The sequence below is a fragment of the Leclercia sp. genome, from assembly GCF_036780805.1.
In the GTDB taxonomy this organism is placed as follows: Bacteria; Pseudomonadota; Gammaproteobacteria; order Enterobacterales; family Enterobacteriaceae; genus Enterobacter.
Map to the genome: position 1 here is coordinate 1 of NZ_DAIQCE010000008.1, position 24,490 is coordinate 24,490.

17 protein-coding genes are annotated in these 24,490 nt (G+C 58.3%); 4 read left to right on the top strand and 13 right to left on the bottom strand.

What is annotated here, in order from left to right:
• Window positions 1–155: 155 nt before the first annotated feature.
• Window positions 156–1,409: an N-acetylmuramoyl-L-alanine amidase AmiC gene (gene amiC / locus V7Q49_RS16935; protein ID WP_333853714.1), complete on the bottom strand. Its 1,254-nt coding sequence runs from the start codon at window positions 1,407–1,409 to the stop codon at window positions 156–158.
• Between the two features lie 229 nt (window positions 1,410–1,638).
• On the opposite strand from amiC, the gene argA reads away from it, so the two are divergent.
• The gene (argA, locus tag V7Q49_RS16940; RefSeq protein ID WP_333853717.1) at window positions 1,639–2,970 is read left to right on the top strand and encodes an amino-acid N-acetyltransferase; all 1,332 of its coding nucleotides are present in this window, start codon (window positions 1,639–1,641) and stop codon (window positions 2,968–2,970) included.
• Window positions 2,971–3,007: 37 nt separating this feature from the next.
• Here the strand turns inward: argA and recD are convergent, their stop codons facing one another.
• The 12 genes from recD to rppH all read right to left on the bottom strand — a co-directional run bounded on the left by recD (window position 3,008) and on the right by rppH (window position 21,342).
• Complete coding sequence (recD, locus tag V7Q49_RS16945; protein WP_333853719.1) at window positions 3,008–4,828, bottom strand: exodeoxyribonuclease V subunit alpha; 1,821 nt, start codon at window positions 4,826–4,828, stop codon at window positions 3,008–3,010.
• A complete protein-coding gene (recB, locus tag V7Q49_RS16950; RefSeq protein ID WP_333853720.1) occupies window positions 4,825–8,370 on the bottom strand; it encodes an exodeoxyribonuclease V subunit beta in 3,546 nt (1,181 codons plus the stop codon). The genes recD and recB overlap by 4 nt, the downstream gene beginning before the upstream one ends.
• Window positions 8,367–11,249, bottom strand: coding sequence for a pitrilysin (ptrA, locus tag V7Q49_RS16955; protein ID WP_333853722.1), 2,883 nt, complete (start codon window positions 11,247–11,249; stop codon window positions 8,367–8,369). The genes recB and ptrA overlap by 4 nt, the downstream gene beginning before the upstream one ends.
• A 145-nt stretch (window positions 11,250–11,394) precedes the next feature.
• Window positions 11,395–14,763 (bottom strand): exodeoxyribonuclease V subunit gamma, encoded by a 3,369-nt coding sequence (gene recC, locus V7Q49_RS16960; protein ID WP_333853724.1) that lies wholly within the window; start codon window positions 14,761–14,763, stop codon window positions 11,395–11,397.
• A gap of 12 nt (window positions 14,764–14,775) precedes the next feature.
• Window positions 14,776–15,099: a prepilin-type N-terminal cleavage/methylation domain-containing protein gene (locus V7Q49_RS16965; RefSeq protein WP_333853726.1), complete on the bottom strand. Its 324-nt coding sequence runs from the start codon at window positions 15,097–15,099 to the stop codon at window positions 14,776–14,778.
• Window positions 15,084–15,488: a DUF2509 family protein gene (locus tag V7Q49_RS16970; RefSeq protein WP_333853728.1), complete on the bottom strand. Its 405-nt coding sequence runs from the start codon at window positions 15,486–15,488 to the stop codon at window positions 15,084–15,086. Before V7Q49_RS16970 ends, V7Q49_RS16965 begins: the two co-directional genes overlap by 16 nt.
• Window positions 15,485–16,048, bottom strand: a complete 564-nt coding sequence (locus V7Q49_RS16975; RefSeq protein WP_333853730.1) for a prepilin peptidase-dependent protein — start codon at window positions 16,046–16,048, stop codon at window positions 15,485–15,487. The genes V7Q49_RS16970 and V7Q49_RS16975 overlap by 4 nt, the downstream gene beginning before the upstream one ends.
• Window positions 16,039–16,503 (bottom strand): prepilin peptidase-dependent protein, encoded by a 465-nt coding sequence (locus V7Q49_RS16980; RefSeq protein ID WP_333853732.1) that lies wholly within the window; start codon window positions 16,501–16,503, stop codon window positions 16,039–16,041. Before V7Q49_RS16980 ends, V7Q49_RS16975 begins: the two co-directional genes overlap by 10 nt.
• Before the next feature lie 184 nt (window positions 16,504–16,687).
• Window positions 16,688–17,482, bottom strand: coding sequence for a thymidylate synthase (thyA, locus tag V7Q49_RS16985; RefSeq protein ID WP_333853734.1), 795 nt, complete (start codon window positions 17,480–17,482; stop codon window positions 16,688–16,690).
• Window positions 17,483–17,488: 6 nt separating this feature from the next.
• Window positions 17,489–18,361, bottom strand: a complete 873-nt coding sequence (lgt, locus tag V7Q49_RS16990) for a prolipoprotein diacylglyceryl transferase (RefSeq protein ID WP_333853736.1) — start codon at window positions 18,359–18,361, stop codon at window positions 17,489–17,491.
• A gap of 191 nt (window positions 18,362–18,552) precedes the next feature.
• Window positions 18,553–20,799, bottom strand: coding sequence for a phosphoenolpyruvate--protein phosphotransferase (gene ptsP, locus V7Q49_RS16995; protein WP_333853738.1), 2,247 nt, complete (start codon window positions 20,797–20,799; stop codon window positions 18,553–18,555).
• A gap of 12 nt (window positions 20,800–20,811) precedes the next feature.
• Complete coding sequence (rppH, locus tag V7Q49_RS17000; protein WP_142486968.1) at window positions 20,812–21,342, bottom strand: RNA pyrophosphohydrolase; 531 nt, start codon at window positions 21,340–21,342, stop codon at window positions 20,812–20,814.
• A gap of 684 nt (window positions 21,343–22,026) precedes the next feature.
• On the opposite strand from rppH, the gene mutH reads away from it, so the two are divergent.
• From mutH to V7Q49_RS17015, 3 genes are all read left to right on the top strand, one after another.
• Window positions 22,027–22,719, top strand: coding sequence for a DNA mismatch repair endonuclease MutH (gene mutH / locus V7Q49_RS17005; protein ID WP_333853740.1), 693 nt, complete (start codon window positions 22,027–22,029; stop codon window positions 22,717–22,719).
• 130 nt (window positions 22,720–22,849) lie between these two features.
• Window positions 22,850–23,068 (top strand): YgdI/YgdR family lipoprotein, encoded by a 219-nt coding sequence (locus V7Q49_RS17010; protein WP_039029896.1) that lies wholly within the window; start codon window positions 22,850–22,852, stop codon window positions 23,066–23,068.
• A 252-nt stretch (window positions 23,069–23,320) separates the two neighbouring features.
• The gene (locus V7Q49_RS17015; RefSeq protein ID WP_333853742.1) at window positions 23,321–24,361 is read left to right on the top strand and encodes an NADP(H)-dependent aldo-keto reductase; all 1,041 of its coding nucleotides are present in this window, start codon (window positions 23,321–23,323) and stop codon (window positions 24,359–24,361) included.
• Window positions 24,362–24,490: the final 129 nt, after the last annotated feature.

The window sequence follows — 24,490 nt, forward strand, 5'->3', positions numbered from 1 at the left end:
CTCGTCGGGCTCATAACCCGAAGGTCGTCGGTTCAAATCCGGCCCCCGCAACCAACACTTCTGAAAACAATAAACACCCTTTCGGGTGTTTTTTTGTTTTTGTCGCCCGCCATTCACAGGCCCGGCAAGCGCAGCGCCGCCGGGCAGTGTTGAAGTTATCCGCGTCTCGCCAGCGTCGCGCTATCCGAGAAATAGGCTTTAATCCCCGCCAGTATCGACTCCGCCACTTCCTGCTGGAAGGCCGCTGTCTTGAGCTTGCGCTCCTCTTCCACGTTACTGATAAACGCCGTCTCCACCAGAATCGACGGGATATCCGGCGCTTTTAACACCGCAAACCCGGCCTGCTCGACGCTGTTCTTATGCAGCTTATTCACGTTGCCGAGCTTACCCAGCACCGCTTTACCAAATTTCAGGCTGTCGGTGATGGTCAGCGACTGCACCATATCAAACATGGTGTGGTCGACGTAGCGATCGCCGCTCTTCCCTACCCCACCGATCAGGTCGGAGGCGTTTTGGGTATCAGCGAGATAGCGCGCCGCGGTACTGGTTGCCCCTTTGGTGGAGAGCGCAAACACCGACGACCCGCTCGGCTGACGGCTGGTAAAGGCATCCGCATGGATCGAGACGAACAGATCCGCACGCTGCTTCTGCGCCTTTGCCACACGCACCTTCAACGGAATAAAGACGTCTTCATTACGCGTCATATAGGCGCGCATGTTGCCTTCCCTGTCGATCAGCGCCTTCAGGCGGCGGGCGATTTGCAGCACCACATCTTTTTCCCGCGTGCGGTATTTGCCCACCGCACCGGAGTCTTCCCCGCCGTGTCCCGGATCGAGCATGATCACAATCGGGCGATCGCGCCCGGCTTTGCCCGGCTGCGGGCCACTCTGCGCAGGCGGAACCTGACGCTCGAGATCGCCTTTGTTGTAATCTTCCAGCAGCGCCAGCAAAGGATCCTGAATGTCCGTCGCGTTGGCCGGATAGAGATCCATCACCAGACGCTCTTTAAAACCGGCCACCGGCGCCAGAGCAAACAGCTGCGGCTTTACGTTCTGCTTGAGTTCAAACACCATGCGCACGGTATTCGGATCAAACTGCCCGACCCGCGCAGACTTGATAAAAGGATCGTCGCCACGGATCTGGGCGCTCATCCCTTTGAGGACTGAATTGAGGTTCACCCCTTCGATATCCACCACCACCCGCTCCGGATTACTCAGAGCGAATTGCTTATAGTTCAGCACCCGGTTGGACTCGACCGTCACGCGTGTATAGGTCGACGCTGGCCAGACACGAACCGCCACCACCTGACTGACGGCGGCAAGCCCTACCTGACTTACGCTAAGCAACCACATTGCCCCGGCCCCTTGTAACAGACGGCGGCGACTTAATGCTTTACTGGATCCCGACATGCTTCTCCCGAGCAAAGATATCGAATAACTTCTCATAACGTCCAAATTGACCGAAAACTTTAACGAATGATGCATAAACTGTCATCCCTAAAAGGGTAAACAATCATGCGTTAACGATTACTTCACTGAATGTTTTCTTTGCTTCGTAGAAAACTTTGGCTTGCGCGCAGGCGCATATTCGAATAAAAATACAAAAATTACGAATAAACATTCATTGAGGGGTTGTGCCGTGGTGAAGGAACGTAGAATCGAACTGGTCCAGGGATTCCGCCATTCTGTTCCCTATATCAACACTCACCGGGGGAAGACGTTCGTCATTATGCTCGGCGGCGAAGCCATTGAGCACGAGAACTTCTCCAGCATTGTCAATGACATCGGCCTGCTGCACAGCCTGGGAATTCGCCTTGTTGTTGTTTATGGTGCCCGCCCGCAGATTGAGGCCAACCTGGCCACACATCATCACGAGCCGATTTACCATAAACATACCCGCGTCACCGACGCCAAAACGCTGGAGCTGGTGAAGCAGGCCGCCGGTCTGCTGCAGCTGGACATCACCGCGCGGCTGTCGATGAGCCTCAACAATACCCCGTTGCAGGGGGCGCATATCAACGTGGTGAGCGGCAATTTTATTATCGCTCAGCCGCTTGGCGTGGATGACGGGGTGGATTACTGCCACAGCGGACGTATTCGTCGTATTGATGAAGAGGCGATCCACCGCCAGCTCGACGGCGGCGCGATTGTGCTGACTGGCCCGGTCGCGGTCTCGGTGACCGGCGAAAGCTTCAATCTCACCTCTGAAGAGATTGCCACCCAGCTGGCGATCAAGCTGAAGGCCGAAAAGATGATCGGCTTCTGCTCCTCACAGGGGGTGACTAACGAGCTGGGAAATATCGTCTCGGAGCTGTTCCCGAACGAGGCCCAGGCGCGGGTCGAGGCGCTTGAGGAACAGGGCGATTATTACTCTGGCACCGTGCGTTTCCTGCGCGGCGCCATCAAAGCCTGCCGCAGCGGCGTGCGCCGCAGCCACCTGATCAGCTATCAGGAAGATGGCGCCCTGTTGCAGGAGCTGTTCTCCCGCGACGGTATCGGGACGCAGATCGTGATGGAGAGCGCCGAGCAGATCCGCCGCGCCACCATCAACGACATCGGCGGCATTCTGGAACTGATTCGTCCGCTGGAGCAGCAGGGGATCCTGGTGCGTCGTTCCCGCGAACAGCTGGAAATGGAGATCGACAAGTTCACCATCATTCAGCGCGACAACCTCACCATCGCCTGCGCGGCGCTCTATCCCTTCCCGGAAGAGAAAATTGGTGAGATGGCCTGCGTGGCAGTACACCCTGACTACCGCAGCTCATCACGCGGTGAGGTGTTACTGGAGCGAATCGCGGTTCAGGCGCGGCAGCTGGGGCTGAGCAAGCTGTTCGTGCTGACGACCCGCAGCATCCACTGGTTCCAGGAGCGCGGCTTCACGCCGGTGGACATTGATTCCCTGCCGGAAACCAAGAAAGAGATGTACAACTATCAGCGTCGCTCGAAGGTGCTGATGGCCGATCTGGGTTAAGACGCCTCACCCTCTCCCTAAAGGGGAGAGGGAATAATTACAGGGCCTCAAAAATCGCACTCAGGCCGCTGCGTCGCTCCGTACGGGTGGTAACGGCCTGCACCAGCACGCCGTCGTCCGCATACAGCGATAACCGACGACGGGCACGCGTAATGGCCGTATAGACCAGCTCGCGGGTCACCACCGGGGAGATCTGGGTGGGCAGGATCAGCGCCGCATGATCGAACTCCGATCCCTGAGATTTATGCACCGTCATCGCCCACGCTGTTTCATGCTCCGGCAGGCGGCTCGGCTGTACGGACTTCAGACTGCCATCCGGCATCTGGAACCAGACGCGCAGCCCCTGGCCCCGATCCAGCGCAATCCCGATATCACCGTTAAACAGACCCAGCGCACTGTCGTTGCGCGAAATCATCACCGGGCGGCCTTCATACCAGCGCGAATGCGGCTGACGGCTGATACGGCGTTTTTGCACCAGCACCTGCTCCAGCCTTTCGTTGAGCCCGGCGACGCCAAAAGGCCCGTCCCGTAAGGCGCACAGCAGCTGGTAGCGGCCAAATGCCGCCAGAATCTCCCCTTCGGAAGCCTGGTGTTGCACCTGGTCAAGAAAATGGTGATATCCCTGCAGGGCGTCTTCAAGCATTACCAGATACTCTTCCCCACTCTGGAGCTTTTTTTTCTCGATATCGCCGAACTTGCCATCAAATACCGAGCGCAGAGCGTGCCGGTCGCCGCGGTTGACCGCCGCCGCCAGCTGCCCGATGCCCGAGTCGCTGCCGAACCGGTAGCTTTTTTGCAGCAGGCACAGGCTGTCGCGCAGCGCACCCGCTACCGGGCTAACGTTGCCTTCCATCTGGCATCCGGTCATTCCGGCCAGCTCCTGAGCACGCTGTACGGTAAAACCGGCGCTGGCCCAGGTGCAGATATCGCCCAGCACGGCCCCGGCTTCGACGGAGGCCAGCTGATCGCGATCGCCAAGGAAAATCACCCGGGCATGGGGCGGCAGAGCATCAATCAGACGAGACATCATCGTCAGGTCGATCATCGAGGCTTCATCCACCACCAGCACATCCAGATGCAGCGGGTTACCGGCATGGTAGCGCAGACGCTGGCTGCCCGGCTGAGCGCCGAGCAAACGGTGCAGGGTACTGGCTTCGGTCGGGAAGCGCTTGCGCTGGACGTCGGTCAACGGAAGCTGTTGCAATGCCCCGCCCAGCGACTCGGTGAGACGCGCGGCGGCTTTACCGGTCGGGGCCGCCAGCCGGATACGGCACTTCTCCTCCCCCGCCATCTGGATCAGCGCCGCCAGCAGGCGGGCGACGGTAGTGGTTTTACCGGTGCCCGGGCCGCCGGAAATCACCGAGATACGCCGCGTTAACGCCACGGCTGCCGCCACCTTTTGCCAGTTGACGGCTTCGTCAGAGGTGAACAGCGCGTTCAGGGTACGCTGAACGTCGGCGCTGTCATGGGCCAACGGCTGGTTGGCTTCACTAAAGAAACTGGCCACGGCCCGCTCGTAGCGCCACATCCGGTTAAGGTAGAGGCGGTCGCCCACCAGCACCAGCGGCGTTGGTTCGTCCCCTGCGCTTACTGCGCGCGAACGCATCAGCGTAGCGGACCAGTCCAGGGTTTCATCATGCAGGGCAAAACAGGCCTGCAGCGCAGCGCTTTTCGCCTCTGCCTGCAGGCGCGACAGCGGCAGGCAGACATGCCCCTCTCCGGCGTCCCGGCTTAAGATCGCCGTCGCCAGCATCACCGAGGGTTCATCGTTCCCCGCCACCATCATCGCAAACTGTACATCCAGACGACGCAATACGCGCTGTTCGACGGCCTCCAGCAATAACTCCTGCATCGTCATGACACAAGCTCCTCTCGGCTTGCAGAAAACAAGCTATCCATTTGATTTATTAACATTTCATTCGGGCGAGTGGCGAAGCAGCCTGATCCCGGCGAGCTGCCGTCCACCCCGCGTAAAAACAGGTAGATCACGCCGCCGAAATGCCGCTCATAGTCGTAGTCGGCAATACGGTGGCGCAGATAACGGTGCAGCGCCAGGGTGTAGAGCTGGTACTGCAGATCGTAGCGGTGGGTCTGCATCGCGCGGGCCATCGCCTCCGGGGTATAGGCCTCGCCGTTCTCCCCCAGCCAGTTGGACTTATAGTCCAGCAGGTAGTAGCGGCAATTATGGCGGAATACCAGATCGATAAAGCCTTTCAGCATGCCGCGCACCTGGCGGAAATCGAGCGGTGGGCAGTCGCGCGACAGCGGATCGTGCTCGCGGATCAGCGCATCCAGCGCATCGGCGGTCAGCGGCCCGGCGACCGGCAGGTAAAACTCCATCTCCACCTGTTTATCAGACGCTGAAAGCTGGCTCAGTGAGACCCCCTCCTCATTGAGCGGCGTCTGCAGGATCTGCGTAAGCCAGTGGGTCAGCACCGGCTCCCAGCGGGCGTCATAGCCGCCTTTCTGCAGCATCTCCAGCACCCACTCTGGGGAGACCGGTTGCGTAAAATCGAGCGTTTCAAACAGGCTGTGTAAAAAGGTGCCCGGCGAGGCGCCGCGCGGGAACTGATGCGGCGTCAGCTCCGGCTCCTGTGCCACCTCGCCGGTGCCTGCGGCATCCACGTCGAGGCGCGGCATCAGATCCTGAGCAATACTGTGCCCGTGCTGCTGCAGCCCGGAGTAACTGGTCACCCGCCAGTCATCGAACAGGGCGCGAGCCACCTGCCTCGCCTGCAGGTCCGGCATTGTCGACTCCGGCATGTGCCAGCGGGCGGTGTCGGCCACCCCGGCAACCTGGAGCGCAATATGGTCATTGCACAGGGTTTCCAGACACTGGCGCAGCCCGGCAGAATCTTTCGGCTCGCCGCGCTGGATCAGGCGTCCGAGGGCGCTGAGGTGGAAATCGCTGTCGCCGGACTTGTCGCCCCGACGACGAAACAGCGGTGCAACGCCCAGGCTGCAGTGCCAGACCGAGCGGGTTAACGCCACATACAGCAGACGCAAATCCTCCGCCAGCCGCTCGGCTTCGGCCAGCTCGACGCTGTCCTCGGCTTTGCTGAGGTCGAGCACGGCTTCAAAGGTTTGGCGATCGTGGTAAAACGCCTGATCCTGCACCCGGTAATTGGCAATGAAAGGCAGCCAGACCAGGGGGTACTCCAGCCCTTTCGATTTGTGAATGGTGACGATTTTGACCAGATGTTTGTCACTCTCTAGGCGCATCTGCTGGCTGGAGGCATTGCTGTTGGGTTCAGCGATGTGCTGCGCCAGCCAGCGCACCAGGGCATGCTCGCTCTCAAGCTGCGTTCCTGCTTCCTGCAGCAGCTCGCTGATGTGCAAAATATCGGTCAGACGGCGTTCACCGCCCGCGGTGGCCAGCATATTTTCGGCAATATTGCGCTGCGCCATGATGTCGCGCAGCATCGCCATCACGCCCCGCTTCTGCCAGCGCTCGCGGTAGCGGGTAAACTCTTCCACCGCCTCATCCCACAGGGTTTCACTGTTATTCAGCCTGTCGATGTCACGGGCGTTCAGCCCGAGCATTGAGCTTGCCAGCGCGCTGCGCAGGAGGCTTTCACGCTCGGGTGCCAGCACTGCCTGCAGCAGCCAGAGCATCTCCTGGGCTTCGAGGGTTTCAAACACGCTATCGCGGTTGGAGAGATAGACCGAGGGAATGGTGAGCAGCGTCAGCGCGTCGCGGATCAGCGCCGCCTCCTGACGGCTGCGCACCAGTACCGTAATGTCGGAGGCCCTCACCGACCGGGCCTCGTCGCCCCGGTGCAGGACGGCTTCACCGCGAACCCCGGCGCTCAGCCAGTCGCGGATTTGCGCCGCGCAGTGCTGGGCCATAAAGGCCTGATAATCCCCGACGCCGCATCCTTCGCCGTCCATCAGCCAGACGTTCATCGCCGGCTGGAAATCTCCCCGTAGCTCAAAGCGCAGCCCGGCGTTTCGCGGGGCGGATTTGACCGGCTGGAAGGGGATTTCACGGAACATGAAGGCGTCGTTCATCTGTGAAAAAAGGGTATTCACGCTTTCTACCATGCCGGGCGCCGAGCGCCAGTTGGTATCCAGCGTATAGTGCGCAGCGACTTCGCCACGCGCTTTCATATAGGTGAAGATATCCGCCCCACGGAATGCGTAGATCGCCTGTTTCGGGTCGCCAATCAGCAGCAACGCGGTGTCAGGCTGCTGGCGCCAGATCCGGCGGAAAATGCGGTACTGCTGGGGGTCGGTATCCTGGAATTCATCGATCATCGCCACCGGAAAACGACCACGGATGGCCGCGGCCAGCGCGTCGCCATTGTCGCTGTTCAGAGCCTCATCGAGACGGCTGAGCATGTCGTCAAAACCCAGCTCGCCGCGACGGCGCTTTTCGCGCGCCACCGCGTCACGGATCTCGGCCAGCGCCCGGGTGATCATCAGATCGTTCAGGGTCAACGGCTCGGCCAGCAGGGTATCGATAGCGACAAAGAGAGGGTGCTGCGGCACCTCGCCGCCCGCTTTGGTCCGCTCCGCCAGGAACGTCTGCGAGAACTTTTCCAGCGCGTCGGGGAGCTGATAGCTGTGCTTCTCTTCCTGGGCCCAGGCCGTGATGCGTTCGATGTATTTTGCCTGGTTGCCGCGGTTGAACTTGCGCCGGTCGATACCGGAGCGCTCAATCACCGCGTCGATTTCCGCCACGCTGTTGGACCACTGCTGTTTCATGGTCGCGATGAGGCCGACGATCTTCTCATGGCGGGAGGCCAGGGTTTCGTCCGCAGGCGGGGGCGATTTGATTACCGGGGCTTCACCCTGCAGATAACGGTCAAGGGACCGGAGTAACTCTTCCGGGCCTTTCCATAAACCGTGTACCGCTTCGGCAATGTCGCGAGGCAGAGGATAGCAGTGACGACGCCAGAAGTCGGCGCACGCCTGGTAGCGCAACAGGGATTCGTCTTCGATGAGTTGCTGCTCAAAGAGCATGCCGGATTCAAAGGCATTCAGGCTGAGCATCCGCTGACAGAAGCCGTGGATGGTGAACACCGCGGCCTCATCCATCTGGCGTTCCGCCAGCAGCAGCCACTGCGCCGCCTGCTGTTTATCGACGATCTCTTCCAGCAGGCTGACATACAGCGGGTTGTCCGTGCTCTGTCTCAGGCAGGCGATGCGCAGCTCGTGGATGTTGGCGCGGATACGGCCGCGCAGCTCTTCCGTTGCGGCTTCGGTGAAGGTCACCACCAGCAGCTCTTCCACGCTGAGCGGGCGGCTGAAGGCTGCGCTGCCGCCCAGTCCGAGCAGCAGTCGCAGATAGAGCGCAGCGATGGTGAAGGTTTTTCCGGTTCCCGCTGAGGCCTCTATCAGTCGCTCCCCCTGTAACGGTAAACGTAGGGGATCAAGGGACTCGGCGGTATCGGTCATTCGTTCTTACTCCTGGGCAAAGATTGCTGCAACGCACTCACGCTCTTCCAGACCGTCCAGCCAGCAGGCGGGGTGACGTCAGCTTTTTTACTCTGACTACCCGACACCTGAGACAGGATCGCCATCCCCTGCGGGGCAACCACCGCCTGGTGGAAGAAGTCGGCGACTTTCTGCGGCGTGAGCTGTTTTATCTCGGCCACTACTTTATCATGCGAATCGAAGCGCATATTACCCCGATCAAAATCTTTGCTGATCTTTGAGGCCTCTTCGGCCAGGGTTTGCGGCGGCTGCGTGATCTGGGCGATCACCGCCTGCTGGATCTGGGCAAACTCTTCTGGCTTCATGGCGCGCAGCTTCGCTTCCGCCTGCGGGAAGAAGGCCTGGAAACGCTGCCAGAGGTAATCCGGCTGTTTATCACTGCTTTGCAGCAGGAAGCCCATCCCCCACTGGCGGCCGACGTTCATCGAGAAGGCAAACACGGCATAGCCCAGCTGCTCTTCGGTACGTAACTGGGTGTAGAACCAGGGCTGCACGATCTGTCCGAGTATGGCGCTGTAGGCCGAGCTGGCATATTCGTCATAGCCGGTCGGGACAAAGACCGCCGCCAGCGCGGAGTCGGTGCTGCTGCCCGGTTTCTCGAAAATCACGTTCTGCTGTTTTTCCACCAGCACATCCTGGTTGCGGCACCATTCGGTCCCCTTCGCCCCCAGCTGGGTGCGGACGTCCTGCGCCAGGGTTTTCGCCTGATCTTCGCTCATATTGCCGACCACCAGAAACTCTGGTCTGGCGTTGGTTTTCAGCGCCGCACGGTAGGCCATCACTTCGTCCAGAGTAATAGACGGCAGCAGATCCCGGCGCGCTTCACGCTGGAAATAAGGTACCTGGGACAACATCTGCACCGGCATAATCGCCTGGTCGAAGGCTTTGCCCTTTTCGGCGGAGTCCATCATCTGGGCATACCAGGATTTGGCCTGCGCCAGCTGCTCCTCGGTGGCGGTGTAGCTGAAGTAACCCTCCAGCAATGCCTTAAACAGCTGCGGCAGACGCTGGGTGTAGCCGTTGGCGTTGAGCATCAGGCCATTGTTGGCGTTGGTCGAAAAACCAATCCCGCCCACGGCGGCCTGGTTGCTGAGCTGATCCAGCGCGATACCTGCCAGATAATCATTCAGGGCAAACATCACCTGGTTTTTGGCGCTGTCCATTGCCGCAGGGTTACGCAGTACCATGCTGACGTTAGCTTTCGGCTCGCTGGCAAAATAGCGACTCGGGGTGTAGACCACGCGCAGGTCAGGTTCATCCACAATCAGCTGCGGTTTCGGATACTCTTTAGCAGGTTTGATCAGCGTAAAGTCATCCGGGATATAGGGGTTCACCTCCGGCAGCTTGAGCGCGATAGCAGCGGATTTCTTCTGCCAGTCGGCAAAAGTTTGCTCGCTGATTTTGTCCACCTGATACTCAGCATTCACAAAGTAGGCGGTTTTGTTATGCGGCTCGTCCGGGCTGATATACCAGATACGGGCGTTCTGCGGGGTCATCATTGCCAGGCGGGCTTTGACGGCGTCGGCATCGTACTTATCCGCGATATTGACCGCATCCAGCGTATGCTCAACCGGCACACGGATCATGGTATCGGCCAGCCACTCCACGTAGTCCATATCGCGGGTGATGGAAGGATAACGGAAGTCGAGATCCAGCACGTGCGCCAGCTCGTCGAAGTAGCGTTTATCGACACCTTTGTCACGCAGCAGCGAGAGGTAGCTGAAAATCGCGGCGACCACCTCATCACGATGGGCCAGCCCTTTATCGGTCAGGGTTGCGGAGATGGCCAGCACACCGCTGTTGCCGTTGACGATCGGATCGGAGTCGGCGCGGATGCCTTCCACCAGGCCCTGGTTTTGCAACCAGTCGGAAAGCGTGTCCGGGCTACGATTGCCAATCAGGTAGTTAACCAGCTCGTCGGTTTTGCTGCGAAACTGCGCGGTGTTGTTATCAATGCGGAATTCAACGCGCAGCACCTTACGCGGCATCGCGGGAACGTAGTGAATGATTAACCCTTTCTGCGCATCGGTGACGACCGGCACGGTAACTTCCGGGCGGGTAATGTTTTTATTCGGGACCCGGCCGTAGGTTTCAGCGGCGAGTTTCGCCAGCTCCGGCAGGGGTTTATTGCTGTACACCACCGCTTTCATCAGGTTGGCGGAGTAATATTTGTCGCGGAACGCGTGCAGCGCATCGAGTACCGGGCTGTTCGGTTTATCGCTCAGGGTTTCAAGGTTGCCGCCCGAGAAGCGGGAGCCAGGGTGCGCGGGGTTGATGGTTTCGGCGCTGACCTGGGCCATACGCATACCGTCCCGGGTGCGGGCCAGCGTCAGCTCGGCATTAACGGCGTTGCGCTCGCGATCGGCATATTTTTTATCCAGCAGCGGGGAGGCAATGGCGTCCGCAAGGCGATCGACCGCCCCTTCCAGCGCATCGTTTTCGACTTCAAGATAAAAGGCCGTACGGTAAGGCGCGGTGCTGGCGTTATGGCTGCCACCGTGCATTTTTAAAAATTCGGCCAGGCTGTCAGGCTGCGGATACTTCGTTGAGCCCATCAGGGTCATATGTTCAAGATAGTGCGCAAGCCCTGGATGAGATTCAGGATCTTCCAGCGAGCCCACCGGCACCACCAGCGCCGACAGTGACTTTACGGCCTGCGGATCGGAAACCAGCAGCACGACCATCCCGTTATCAAGGCGGATCGCCTGATAGTCACGGGTATCTTTATCGCTTTTGCGAATCGTTTCCTGAACGGGTTGCCAACCGGTATTTGCCTGACTGAGGGGGGCCCAAAGAGCGACGAACAAAACTAACGTTTTCAACAAGGTGCTGCCTGGCATTCACTACCTCTTCATCACGGACATCATCATTAACACGCTTCGTGCCGGACAGGCCAGCATCTCTTTGTGGTGTACATCAGTCCATGACAAGATGGGCATCATAAATGAATGCCCAAACCTGCGCAATTTTTATACAGGGTCAGGACTAATTAAATTTATACAGCGGCAACAGGTAGCGTCGGGCCTCTTCGGTGATGGCCTCAAAGTACTCTGGCTCAAGGGTTCGCCACAGGCGTTGATACCAGACGTCGTCCCCTTCCCCACGCACGATCATGTTGCCTTCGTATGCCTGCAAAAACTTGCTGCGCGCTTTTTGCAGGGTCGCATCATCCGTTAACATCGCATCATTTGTGGCGTCGTAACAGGTTTTAATCCACGCCCCCCCACTTTCTGGCAGCAGCAGCAGCGGCGTATTCATCCCCCGCCGGTAACCGTCTACCAGCTGCGAGAGATACTCCATGGCCTGCGCGGCAGGCAGTGCCGGGAAGCGCCATTCACCGTCTTTGCGCACAAACAGCCGGCTCTCACCTTCGCCACCGCTTGCACAGTAGACAAGGTGTTCCAGCCAAAGTTGCAAACCTTGCGAAACGCTGAGCATCGACGGACGCCAGCGCAGCAGCCCGTCAGGCTGGACATGCTGCAGCCACCCCGTCAGATTCACGCCGTTGCAGTTGAGATCGATCTCCATGCTCTTGCCGGGCTGGCGACACTCAATCACCCGCTCAGCCAGGACCTGCATCTCCTCACACTGGGCATCCCAGGTGATTTCCCCGAAAGCACCATACGGCAGTTGGCCCGCCGCACGGTAGCGACGGAACAGCTTCTGCGCATCCTCCTGCTCCACCAGCGCGTTGAGCAGCTGCTGGTTTAACTGGTAGCGGCTTAACCCGTCCAGCGTAAACGGCTCCGCATCCGGGATCTCGCTCTCTTCGGAGCGGAAATGGACCTGCAACCGCATCTGGAAAAAGGCCCGCACCGGGTGGGCCCAGAAACGCTGGAGCTGTTCAAACGCGACCGTATCCAGCGGCAGCGGATCCAGCGTCTGGATAAAGTCGCCATGGGCCACCCCTTCCCGCTTCGCGGCCGGCAGCCATTCCCGGGCGTAGCTCTGCTGCTCGTTGTTCTCGTAGTTGACGGCATCAAACGGCATACGACTGTGACAGCAGGTAATATGCGCCTTCACCCGCTGTTCGCTCTCATCGCAATTGAGATGCTCATCCCCCGGCAGGTAGTGGCTTTGACCGATGTAATCCACCAGTTCCTGAACCAGCACCGAAGGGAAACGTTCGCTGTTGTCCTGGATGGAGCGGCCGATGTAGCTGATATAGAGCTGCTGCTGGGCGGAGATCAGCGCCTCGAGGAACAGATAGCGGTCGTCATCGCGACGGCTACGGTCGCCGCGCTGGGACTGTTGGCTCATTAAATCAAACCCCAGCGGCGCCAGCGCCCGCGGGTAGACGCCGTCGTTCATGCCCAGCAGGCAGACCACCTTAAACGGAATGGAGCGCATCGGCATCAGGGTGCAGATATTCACCGGCCCGGCGAGGAAACGCTGGCTGATACGCTCCTGGTCGAGACGCAGCGTAAGTTCATCGCGTAACAGCGACAAAGGAATCGCTTCGCCATAGTGCGAGGAGATCCCTTCATCAATAATCGCCTGCCACTGCTGCTCGATTAACGCCATCGCCGCCTCGGTTTCCTGATCCGGCAGGAAGAAATCATTGAGCATCTCCCGGCATACCGGCATCCACTCCTCGAGCGAGCGCGACTTCATCAGCTCCCGCCGCCAGCGGTTAAGCTGCATCAGCAGCGAAGCCAGATGGCCGACCAGCTCGGCAATTAAGCCACTGGATTCGTCATACGGCAGGACGGCATTCCACTCCCCCTGGCTGCTCTCCATGGCATAGCCGAGTAGCATACGCGTCAGGCCAAACTGCCAGGTATGCTGACCGGTGACCGGTAGCTCAAACTCCTGCACGTTGTCATCGTCCATGCCCCAGCGTACGCCCGATTCGTTGACCCACTGGCGCAGGTAGCGCAGCGCGTCCTCATCAATATCAAAACGGGCCGCCAGTACCGGCACGTCCAGCAGAGCCAGCACATCCTCCGGCACGAAGCGGCTGTCCGGCAGGGAAAGCAGGCTGACAAACGCCTGCAGGGCCGGGTGCGACTGGCGCGCACGACGATCCGATATCGCAAACGGCAGGTAGCGATCGCCCGTCGCGCTGCCAAACACCGCCTGAATATAGGGGCTGTAGCTGTCGATATCGGCCACCATCACCACGATATCGCGCGGCGTTAGCTGCGGATCCTCCTCCAGCATCGCCAGCAGTTTGTCATGCAGCACCTCCACCTCACGCTGCGGGCTGTGGCACAGGTGGATGGTCACACTGCGATCGTCAGGATCGAGCAGACGCTTGTTGGCGCTGTTAGCAAACTCGGCGGCGGTGACGCCTGCCACTGCGTGGTTATCCAGATCCAGAATATCCCGCTGCACGTTATGCAGCAGGCTGTCCGGAGTGATATCCGCAAAAGCATCGACATCCCCTTCACCGGAGGCGGTAAGCTCGGAGAGCATGTAGATATAGTCGCGACCCAGTTTTCCCCAGGAAGCCAGCAGCGGATTCGGCAGGTTCTGATTACCCTGTTCGTCAAAGAGGTCAGCCGCCGTATCGCTGTCTTTAAACAGCGGCACCGCGCGTTCGTCAAACAGGCGACGACGCTGGCGCGTGACGATGCGGGCCAGCCAGCGGGCATCCTGAATATCCCCCCAGTAGTGCCGGCAGGGATTGGTGAAAAGAATATGAATGTCGATATGCCTGCCCAGCGCATTTAGCGCTCTCAGATAAACCGGCGGCAAGGCGGAGATTCCGCAGATAAAGACCCGGGACGGTAATCCGGCAGGCGGAACAGCGGCCGACTCCAGCGTGGCGATAAAACGTTCATAGAGATTGGCACGGTGCCACTGCGGCTGGCCCAGCTTTTCAGTGTGCTCCACCAGCGCTTTCCACAGCGGCGCCTGCCAGACCTGCGCCTGGTCAAGGCCGTCAATCAGTTCACCGGCTTCCCAGCGCGTTAACCACTCGGGACGATAGACCAGATACTGGTCATAGAGATCGGCGGTACGCGATGCCAGCTGAAACAGTTTTCGTTTGTCGGTATCGTCGTTCAGGTAGTGGCGCAGCATGGCGAATTCGTCATGCGTCAGCATCTCCGGCAGCAGCGTCATTAGCTTCCAGCTCATGCTCTGTTTGTTGAACGCGCTCTGTTTGGGGATCTCCGGCAGCACGCGGACAAACATATCCCAGATAAAGCTGGCGGGCAGCGGGAAATCAATGTTGGCGGCAATGCCAAACTTTTGCGACAGGGACATCTGCAGCCACTGGGCCATACCGGTGCTCTGAACCAGGATCATCTCCGGTTCAAAGGGATCGTCGAGCCGCTGCTGCTCGACGATAAATTCCATCAGCGCTTCCAGCACATCAAGACGGTTTGAGTGGTAGACCCTTAACATTGCTGCTCCCAACTACTGGCTAACCGGGCAGTGCAGGCGCGTAATTTGACCCTGCCGACCCAATGGAGAAATAAGTGTGACCGAGATGCTGACACATCCGGCCGGTGTTGTCTGCACCCTGTTTAGCCGCCAGCCCGGAGGGATCTCCCCGGCGGCCAGCTGTGACTGCGACCAGACATGACGCCAGAGCTGGCGATACTGCTCAAGCGTGATAAACCGGCTGGCTAAAACACGATGGTAACCCGCCAGCCCGGTGACGACCATCATCATCAGCATCATGGCCAGCAACACCTCGACGATGCTGAACCCCTTCTGTTTCGCTACGGTTGCTGACATAACGTCCTCTCCTTCAGGGGGCAGAAATCGCTCCAGCCCTGCGGCGAAAAACGCACCCCGTCGACCGTCACTTCGCCCAGCCGCCACAGCGTTACGCTGCCGCTGCTGGCGACAAGCAGCGCGCGTCCCTCCATAATGCGTAAGCAGACGCGCCACGGCTGCTGCGGATGCTGTTGGCACGCGAACTCAGTCTGGCTTTGCCACGGGAGCGTTCTTCCCCACTCCAGCGCAGACTGGGCGATGGCCTGATGCTGTATCGCCTGACGTTCCGTACTGACGATACGCGTCAGGGCAGCCAACTGCTGGTTAAGCCCGGCCAGCATCATGCTGCCGAGCATCAACAGCAGGAGCACCAGCGCCAGCGACGACATACCCTGCTGCCGGTTCACAGATTAAACCCGGTCACGGTGTGGCGCGCTTCGACCTCATCGTCATGCTGTCCGTTGACGGAGGCCGTCAGCGTCAGGCTCAGCTCCGGAGCAAAGCCCGTGCGCGAAATGCGTTGCACCTGAAAACGCTGAACCTTGATCCTGTCAGGGTCAGTCATTCTCTCCCACCCCTTCCCATCGCACTGCGTTGCACCTCGCAACGTTTCCAGTGCGCCGCCGTTGAGGCGAAAGCCGGTCTGCTCTGCGGCGGCTGATGGCAAGGTTTCCCAACGGCCGTTGCTGTTTTCATCCCACTGGACAAGGACGCATTCGCCGCGCAGGCCAATCTTCAACGCCTCGCCTTCACATTTGCCCGCACAATACCCCGCCCGTTGCAGATGCTTACCAATGCCGTTGATGCGCAGCCACAGCTCCTCTTCCAGTTCCTGCTGCTTCGTGAGCACCATGATCGACCGCTGTAGCGCGGGCAAAAATCGCGCCGCACTCATCAGCAGTACGCTGCTTATCGCCATCGCGATCAGCACTTCGATCAGGGAAAACCCCTGCTGCTTTACCGGCATGCGAACTCTCCTTTACCGTTGCACATGCGGATACGGCCCCACGCGGAAACGAGGATCAGCCACTCTCCGGCCGGGCTTTGCAAACGGACGCGTCCGGCCCAGGCGGTATCCCGCAGACCGTAAAACCCCAGCGCAGGCGTCAACTCGGCGAGGCGAATATCAGGCCACTGTGGGGTGAGGACAAACGCGTTGTCTGCCTGACATGCCGGGATACCGGTCTTTAACAGACACCACCGCTTGCCGTCCTGTTTCAGGGCCACGATATGGTCCCGGTTATTCCGCCAGGCGTCGTTTCGCAGCACCACCAGATAGTCCCGCACCTGGCGCGCCGTCTGCCACAGCTGCTGTTGCTGCTGCCAGCGCCGCCAGCCATAAAGCCCTGCAGCACTGAGCGTCACGATCAGCGAGAGGGCGATCAGCATTTCCATGAGGGTAAAACCCTTTTCCTTTTTCATGGCGGCAGTGTGACGTGAAGAAAAAAACGGTTCGAGGGGCAAACAGGCAGATTACGAGGCGGTTTCAGCACTTTTGAAGGAATTGCAGCGCGTTGCAATTCACGCGGACGCAGGCTCGCAAAACCACCATGCAGACATAAAAAAAACCGGCGCAGAGGGCGCCGGTTGTGTCAGGATTGCAGCATCAAATGGCTACAGGGGCTTTGATGCCCGGATGCGGGTCGTAACCTTCAATTTCGAAATCTTCGAAGCGATAGTCGAAGATAGAGTCCGGTTTACGTTTGATCACCAGCTTCGGCAGCGCACGCGGCTCACGGGTCAGCTGCAAGTGGGTCTGCTCCATGTGGTTGCTGTACAGATGGGTATCCCCACCGGTCCAGACAAAATCACCCACTTCCAGGTCACACTGCTGCGCCATCATATGCACCAGCAGCGCATAGCTGGCGATGTTAAACGGCAGGCCGAGGAACACGTCGCAGGAGCGCTGGTAGAGCTGGCAGGAGAGCTTGCCATCCGCTACGTAGAACTGGAAAAACGCGTGGCACGGGGCCAGCGCCATCTTATCCAGTTCACCCACGTTCCAGGCCGACACGATGATACGGCGCGAGTCTGGATCGTTTTTCAGCTGATTCACCACGGTGGTGATCTGGTCAATATGGCGGCCATCCGGCGTTGGCCAGGCGCGCCACTGTTTGCCGTAGACTGGGCCCAGATCGCCATTTTCATCCGCCCATTCGTCCCAGATAGAGACGTTGTTTTCACGCAGATAAGCGATATTAGTATCGCCCTGCAGGAACCAGAGCAGCTCATGAATGATTGAGCGTAAATGGCAGCGCTTGGTCGTGACCAGCGGAAAGCCTTCCTGTAGGTTGAAGCGCATCTGGTGGCCAAAAATGGAGACCGTACCGGTACCGGTGCGATCGTTCTTTGGCGTGCCCTCATCGAGCACTTTTTGCATCAGTTCAAGATACTGTTTCATGATTCCTCAGGAGACCTGTTGCTGTGGACGACGGTACGCCCAGACCATCATCGCGATACCCGCGACAATCATCGGAATGGAGAGGATCTGCCCCATGCTGATGTACTGGACCCACGTCCCGGTAAACTGCGCATCCGGCTGGCGGAAGAACTCAACGATGATGCGGAACGCGCCATAACCGATGAGGAACAGACCCGATACGGAGCCCGTAGGACGCGGCTTGCGGATGAACAGGTTCAGAATGATAAACAGCACCACACCTTCCAGCGCCATTTCATACAGCTGGGACATATGGCGCGGCAGAACACCGTAGGTGTCGAAAATCGACTGCCACTCCGGGTGCGACGGCAGCAGCGCGATATCTTCGGCACGCGACTGCGGGAACAGCATGGTAAAGGAGACGCTCGGATCGACGCGGCCCCACAGTTCACCGTTGATAAAGTTACCGAGACGCCCAGCGCCCAGACCAAACGGGATCAGGGGAGCAATAAAATCAGCCACCTGGAAGAAGCTGCGTTTGGTACGTTTAGCGAAGATGACCATCACCAGGATGACGCCAATCAGGCCACCGTGGAAGGACATGCCGCCATCCCAGACGCGGAACAGGTAGAGCGGATCGGCCAGGAAGACCGGGAAGTTATAGAACAATACATAGCCGATACGTCCACCGAGGAAAACGCCGAGGAAGCCGGCATACAGCAGGTTTTCCACTTCGTCTTTGGTCCAGCCGCTGCCAGGGCGTTTGGCGCGACGGCCAGCCAGCCACATGGCAAAGACGAAACCGACCAGATACATCAGGCCGTACCAGTGAAGCGCAACGGGTCCAATTGAGAAAATGACCGGATCAAACTCCGGAAAATGCAGATAGCCACTGTTCATCTGTCACCACAAGATGTTGTTATTCCGCTGAAAGTGGACAGCGGCAGAGATGCGCGCAAAGGATTACCCTGCGCTCCAAAGTTGCGAATCATAGCACAAGCGAGCGTGGAGGTTGCGCCCGAGATGTAAAAGATGTGTATAGAGACCTGGCGTAGTTTGTATCCCTTCCCGGGGGAAGGGATACCCGGCGCTTAGCGCCCTCCGCGGATCAGGCCACCCATGCCGCGACGCTCCATAAAGGCCGCCACCTGATGACGCACTTCCGTTGCCAGCTGTGCTTCAAGGCTGCGTTTCGCCAGCAGCTGTGCCTCTTCGAAGTCGATATGGCGCAGGAGATACTTCACGCGGGCGACGGAGCGTCCGTTCATGGACAGGTGACGGAAGCCGAGGCCAATCAGGATCGCCACACACATTGAGTCCCCGGCCATCTCGCCGCACAAACGCAGATCGAGCCCCTGCTCCTGCGCCTCGCGGGCAATCATCGCCAGCGCACGCAGCATTGCCGGATGCAGGCTATCGTAAATGCTCGCCACCCGGGTGTTGTTGCGATCCACCGCCAGCATGTACTGGGTCAGGTCGTTGGTGCCTACCGAGATGAAATCGACGCGGCTCGCCAGCTGCGGCAGCATAAAGACCATGGAAGGCACTTCAAGCATCACCCCAATGCGCGGTTTCGGAATTTCGTAGCCGATCATCTCTTCGACTTCGCGTCCGGCGCGTTCGATCAGACGGCGGGCTTCATCGATCTCGTCAATGCTGGTGACCATCGGCAGCAAAATGCTGAGGTTGCCGGTGGCGGCATTGGCGCGCAGCATGGCGCGCACCTGGATCAGGAAGATCTCCGGCTGATCGAGGGTAATGCGGATCCCGCGCCAGCCCAGACAGGGGTTTTCTTCGCTGATCGGCATGTACGGCAGTTGCTTATCCGCGCCAACGTCCAGGGTGCGCAAGGTCACCGGTTTGTCGTTGAACATCTGCAACATGCCCTGATACTGTGCGACCTGCTCCTCCTCAGAGGGGAAGCCGCTTTGCAGCATGAACGGAATTTCTGTGCGATAGAGACCGATGCCATCAATGCGGCTGCCGAGCTTTTCTTCATGTTCCGGGCTCAACCCGGCATTGAGCATCACTTTGATTCGCTCGCCGCTTTTCAGCGCGGCAGGCTGATTAACATCATCTTCGGCAAGACGGCTCAGCTCGTTCTCTTCGCTGATAAGTTTTTGATATTCCTGCAGCAGTACCGGTTCAGGATCGACCAGCAGCTCGCCGCGATAGCCGTCGACCACCAGCGTGCGCCGGTGCAGCGCCGAGGGCTGAATATCCGCACCCATCACCGTCGGGATCCCCAGCGCACGCACCATAATGGCGGCATGGGAGTTGGCGGCACCATCGCGTACCACGATCCCGGCCAGCCGGTCCTGCGGCAGTTCCGCAAGGGTGGTTGCCGAGAGTTCATCCGCCACCAGCACGAAGCGCGGCGGCCAGGTATTGGCACCCTGAATGGTGTCATCGAGATGGAACAGCAGGCGCTGGCCTAAGGTGCGAAGATCCCCGGCACGCTCTTTCAGATAACCGTCAGTTAAGGCGGCAAACTGCTCGGCGAATTTTTCGATGATCTTTTTGACCGCCCACTCGGCGACCGAGCCTCTGTCGACCTCGTCAAACAGCTCCCGGCGCAGCCGGGCATCGGACAGCAGGTGGGAATAAAGATCGAAGATCGCCGCCGTCTCTTTCTGCGCACCGGCAGCAAAACGCTTGCTGTAGCGACGAAACTCATTGGCGGCCTCTTCCAGCGCGCCGGTGAGACGCTCCCGCTCAAGGGCAGTGTCCAGCGTCGAGGCTTCGTAAACCTGCTCCATTAACGGCAGCGTGGCGTCCATCCAGCCTTCCGCAATCGCAACGCCCGGCGAGGCCGGTAAGGCGCGAATACGCGTCTGACGGTACTGACCAAACAGCGCCGCCAGCTGAGACTGTGAGAGGATGGCCGCCATTTGCGTGGCCAGCGTAACGAGGAACGACTCTTCGCTTTCATCGTACTGACGCAGTTCACGCTGCTGTACCACCAGCACGCCAAGGAGTTGACGACGCTGGATAATAGGTACGCCGAGGAAGGCGCGGAAGCGCTCCTCTTTTACGGAGGGGATGTATTTAAAGCTGGGATGTTTCTGCGCATCGGCAAGGTTGATGGGTTCCGCCAGTCGCCCGACCAGACCCACAACGCCTTCATCAAATGCCAGCGCAACGGTACGACCACGCGGTTTTTTTAATCCGCGCGTGGCCATAAGGTAGTAACACCTGCGGTCGTGGTCGGCCAGATAGACCGAACATACCTCGGTTTCCATCGCAAGGCAGATATCCGTGACCAGAATATCCAGCGCCTCGTTGAGCCGTGGGGCACTGGCCACCTTCTCGACTATTTCGCGCAGGCGGGTGAGCATAATGTGCGTAGCTTAACCTCTTTTACGTCGCCAGGCAGGTGCGCTCTGCGGCTTAGGAGGCGTCTCCTGAAGCAACATCACAGCACTTGCGAACTCTTTCATCACCCTACGGTAAACGTCGCGCTTAAACGACACGACCTGACGAACGGGATACCAGTAGCTGACCCAGCGCCAGCCATCAAATTCGGGCGTGCTGCTGGTTTGCATATTGATATCCGCATCGCTGCTCACCAATTGCAGAAGAAACCATTTCTGTTTCTGGCCGATACATACCGGCTTTGTGTCCCAACGCACCAAACGCTTCGGTAACTTGTAACGCAACCAGTTGCGGGTCGAAGCCAGAATGCGAACATCCTTGCGGCTTAAGCCAACCTCTTCGAACAGCTCCCGGTACATCGCTTGCTCTGCGGACTCTCCTGGATTGATCCCACCTTGGGGAAATTGCCAGGAGTGCTGACCATATCGCCGGGCCCACATAACCTGACCCTGGCGATTACAAATTACGATACCTACATTCGGGCGGTAGCCATCGTCATCAATCACCGGACTACCCCAAACTAAACCTTATATATAAATGATTGTTTCACACTCCAGTGAGGCGGTAAACCACTCTCTTTCTGGCCTGAAGCCTAATAACATTTGAATAACTCACAATTATCAGCCGAGTTATAAACAGATGACCGGTTTGAAGGGCAATTTTATTCACTTTTTCTGTGGATAGAGTTGTGAAGAAGTGTGGAATTACCGATGGACAACCCAGATCACTCTGAATATTGCAGAGATGAGCGTTTTTTACAAACCGCTATAATTCATGAAGTTAAACTGTGAATTACCTGAATTGCACAGCATAGTGTGATGTACATCACCTTAAAGATCCTGGTGCTGATGAAAGATCGAACAACGTCGGTTTTATCCACAGATTGTGCCAATAAGTTAGGCACATTTTGTCTGATTTTTCGATTTTCGTCGCACGTCAAGGCTGTAAATGGAAACAGTAGTGGGGGTTATTCGCAGTTATCCCATTTTTCTGTGGATAACAGGGTGTAAGATCCTGTTCATTGTCAGTGACCAGATTTGAACAACCGGGATAACCTCCTTGGCGAAACGGGATTACAGGCAATAAAAAGGCTGATAAATCATCGACCTGGCATCGGTAAAAAGAAAAAGATAAACTCAGTCCGTGCAGTGGAAAACTGCTGTTCATTTTTTAACCAGAAGGCAATGCTCATGCTTCCCCTCGCTCCCCTGACCTCTCCCCCCGCAACGGAAGCGGCATTACTGCAACAAGCGCAACGCCTGGCGGGATACTCGCTGGGAGAACTGGCTGCCCTTGCTGGTTTGCCCATTCCGCCCGATCTTAAGCGGGATAAAGGATGGACGGGCGTTCTGCTGGAGCTGTGGCTGGGGGCCTGCGCGGGCAGCAAACCTGAACAGGATTTTGCCGCGCTGGGGGTGGAGCTGAAGACCATCCCGATCGACAGCCTGGGTCGCCCGCTGGAGACCACCTTTGTCTGCGTGGCACCGTTAACCGGCAATACGGGGATCACCTGGGAGAGCAGCCACGTGCGGCATAAGCTGAAGCGCGTGCTGTGGATCCCGGTAGAGGGGGACCGCGCGATCCCGCTGGCAGCCAGGCGCGTCGGGGCACCTTTGATCTGGAGCCCGGATGAAGAGGAAGATCGCCAGCTACGGCTGGACTGGGAAGAGCTGATGGACATGATCGTGCTGGGCCAGGTTGAGCGTATCACCGCCCGCCACGGCGAAGTGCTCCAGCTCAGACCCAAAGCGGCAAACAGCAAAGCCCTGACTGAAGCCATCGGCGCGCGCGGCGAACCGATCCTGACCCTGCCCCGCGGCTTTTATCTCAAAAAGAACTTCACGGGCGCTCTTTTAGCACGTCACTTTCTGCTGAACACCTGACTTTTTAGCCAGAATTATGCTGTTTATCACATATTTGCCTGTTTTTTCAGATTTCACCGCTTTGTGAAAACCATTGCCCGGGTTATTACTACAATAAGATGTGATACGAGCCAGGTGGAGGTAATAAACAATGAAAAAATGGGCAGTAATAATCTCGGCTGTTGGTTTAGCGTTTGCCGTTTCAGGTTGTAGCAGTGATTACGTCATGGCGACGAAAGATGGTCGTATGATCCTGACCGACGGCAAACCCGAAGTCGACGATGATACCGGTCTGGTCAGCTACCGCGATCAGCAGGGTAATAATATGCAGATTAACCGCGACGAAGTTTCCCAGATTATCGAAAGATAGTATTGAAGGTCAGCGGCTTGCTGGCCTTTTGATTTTTCTCTTCCTCTTTCGCTTCCCCTCTGCCATGTTTATATACCCGTCATACTTCAAGTTACAGACGCGTTGGCTGCGCTCGCTCAACCCAGTCACATAGTTATCTATGCTCCTGGGGATTCGCTCTCTTGCCGCCTTCCTGCAACTCGAATTATTTAGGGTAGGTCCTTTGTCAGGAGTTTCCTGACGCGTACAACATGTCTACTAAGGAAGCCGGCTATGCATTATCACCGTATCCCCCATAGCGCTCTTGAGATAAGCCAACTGGGGTTGGGCACGATGACATTTGGTGAACAAAATAGCGAAGCCGATGCCCATGCACAACTCGATTACGCCGTCAGCCAGGGCATTAACCTGATTGACGTCGCTGAAATGTATCCGGTTCCGCCACGTCCGGAAACCCAGGGTTTAACCGAAACCTACGTCGGCAACTGGCTGGCAAAACGCGGCAACCGCGAAAAGCTGATTGTTGCCTCCAAGGTGAGCGGCCCGTCGCGCAATAACGACAGCGGCATTCGCCCGAACCAGATCCTCGATCGTAAGAACATCCGCGCGGCGCTGGACGCCAGCCTGACGCGTCTGCAGACCGATTACCTCGACCTCTATCAGGTTCACTGGCCTCAGCGCCCGACCAACTGCTTCGGCAAGCTCGGCTACAGCTGGAGCGACAGCGCGCCGGTCGTTACGCTGCTGGAAACGCTGGAAGCCTTAACCGAGTGCCAGCGTGCGGGTAAAATCCGCTACATCGGCGTCTCTAACGAAACGGCCTTCGGCGTGATGCGCTACCTGCATCTTGCAGATAAGCACGACCTGCCGCGCATCGTCACCATTCAAAACCCCTACAGCCTGGTAAACCGCAGCTACGAGGTGGGTCTGGCGGAGGTGAGCCAGTATGAAGGCGTTGAGCTGCTGGCATACTCCTGCCTCGGCTTTGGCACGCTGACCGGTAAGTATCTCAACGGGGCAAAACCGGCGGGGGCGCGTAATACCCTGTTCAGCCGCTTTACCCGTTACAGCGGCGAGCAGACGCAGAAAGCGGTAGCGGCCTATGTGGATATCGCCAGACGTCACGGGCTCGATCCGGCGCAGATGGCGCTGGCTTTTGTGCGTCGTCAGCCGTTTGTTGCCAGCACCCTGCTGGGCGCGACCACCATGGAGCAGCTGAAAACGAATATCGAAAGCTTCCATCTGGAGCTGAGCGAAGAGGTGTTAGCGGAGATTGAAGCGGTGCATCAGGTGTATACCTACCCGGCACCGTAATAAAAGCAAAAAGGCAACGTAAGTTGCCTTTTTTGTGTTTGCTCCCTCTCCCTGTGGGAGAGGGTCGGGGTGAGGGCATCAGGCCGCACATCCGCCTGATTGCCCGGCGGCGCTTCGCTTGCCGGGCCT

Excerpts from the sequence above, each read along its gene's own strand:
- amiC (WP_333853714.1), bottom strand. The coding sequence starts at position 1,409 with ATGTCGGGATCCAGTAAAGCATTAAGTCGCCGCCGTCTGTTACAAGGG.
- recD (WP_333853719.1), bottom strand. The coding sequence starts at position 4,828 with ATGACGATGCAGGAGTTATTGCTGGAGGCCGTCGAACAGCGCGTATTG.
- recB (WP_333853720.1), bottom strand. The coding sequence starts at position 8,370 with ATGACCGATACCGCCGAGTCCCTTGATCCCCTACGTTTACCGTTACAG.
- ptrA (WP_333853722.1), bottom strand. The coding sequence starts at position 11,249 with ATGCCAGGCAGCACCTTGTTGAAAACGTTAGTTTTGTTCGTCGCTCTT.
- recC (WP_333853724.1), bottom strand. The coding sequence starts at position 14,763 with ATGTTAAGGGTCTACCACTCAAACCGTCTTGATGTGCTGGAAGCGCTG.
- V7Q49_RS16965 (WP_333853726.1), bottom strand. The coding sequence starts at position 15,099 with ATGTCAGCAACCGTAGCGAAACAGAAGGGGTTCAGCATCGTCGAGGTG.
- V7Q49_RS16975 (WP_333853730.1), bottom strand. The coding sequence starts at position 16,048 with ATGCCGGTAAAGCAGCAGGGGTTTTCCCTGATCGAAGTGCTGATCGCG.
- V7Q49_RS16980 (WP_333853732.1), bottom strand. The coding sequence starts at position 16,503 with ATGAAAAAGGAAAAGGGTTTTACCCTCATGGAAATGCTGATCGCCCTC.
- thyA (WP_333853734.1), bottom strand. The coding sequence starts at position 17,482 with ATGAAACAGTATCTTGAACTGATGCAAAAAGTGCTCGATGAGGGCACG.
- lgt (WP_333853736.1), bottom strand. The coding sequence starts at position 18,361 with ATGAACAGTGGCTATCTGCATTTTCCGGAGTTTGATCCGGTCATTTTC.
- ptsP (WP_333853738.1), bottom strand. The coding sequence starts at position 20,799 with ATGCTCACCCGCCTGCGCGAAATAGTCGAGAAGGTGGCCAGTGCCCCA.
- mutH (WP_333853740.1), top strand. The coding sequence starts at position 22,027 with ATGCTTCCCCTCGCTCCCCTGACCTCTCCCCCCGCAACGGAAGCGGCA.
- V7Q49_RS17010 (WP_039029896.1), top strand. The coding sequence starts at position 22,850 with ATGAAAAAATGGGCAGTAATAATCTCGGCTGTTGGTTTAGCGTTTGCC.
- V7Q49_RS17015 (WP_333853742.1), top strand. The coding sequence starts at position 23,321 with ATGCATTATCACCGTATCCCCCATAGCGCTCTTGAGATAAGCCAACTG.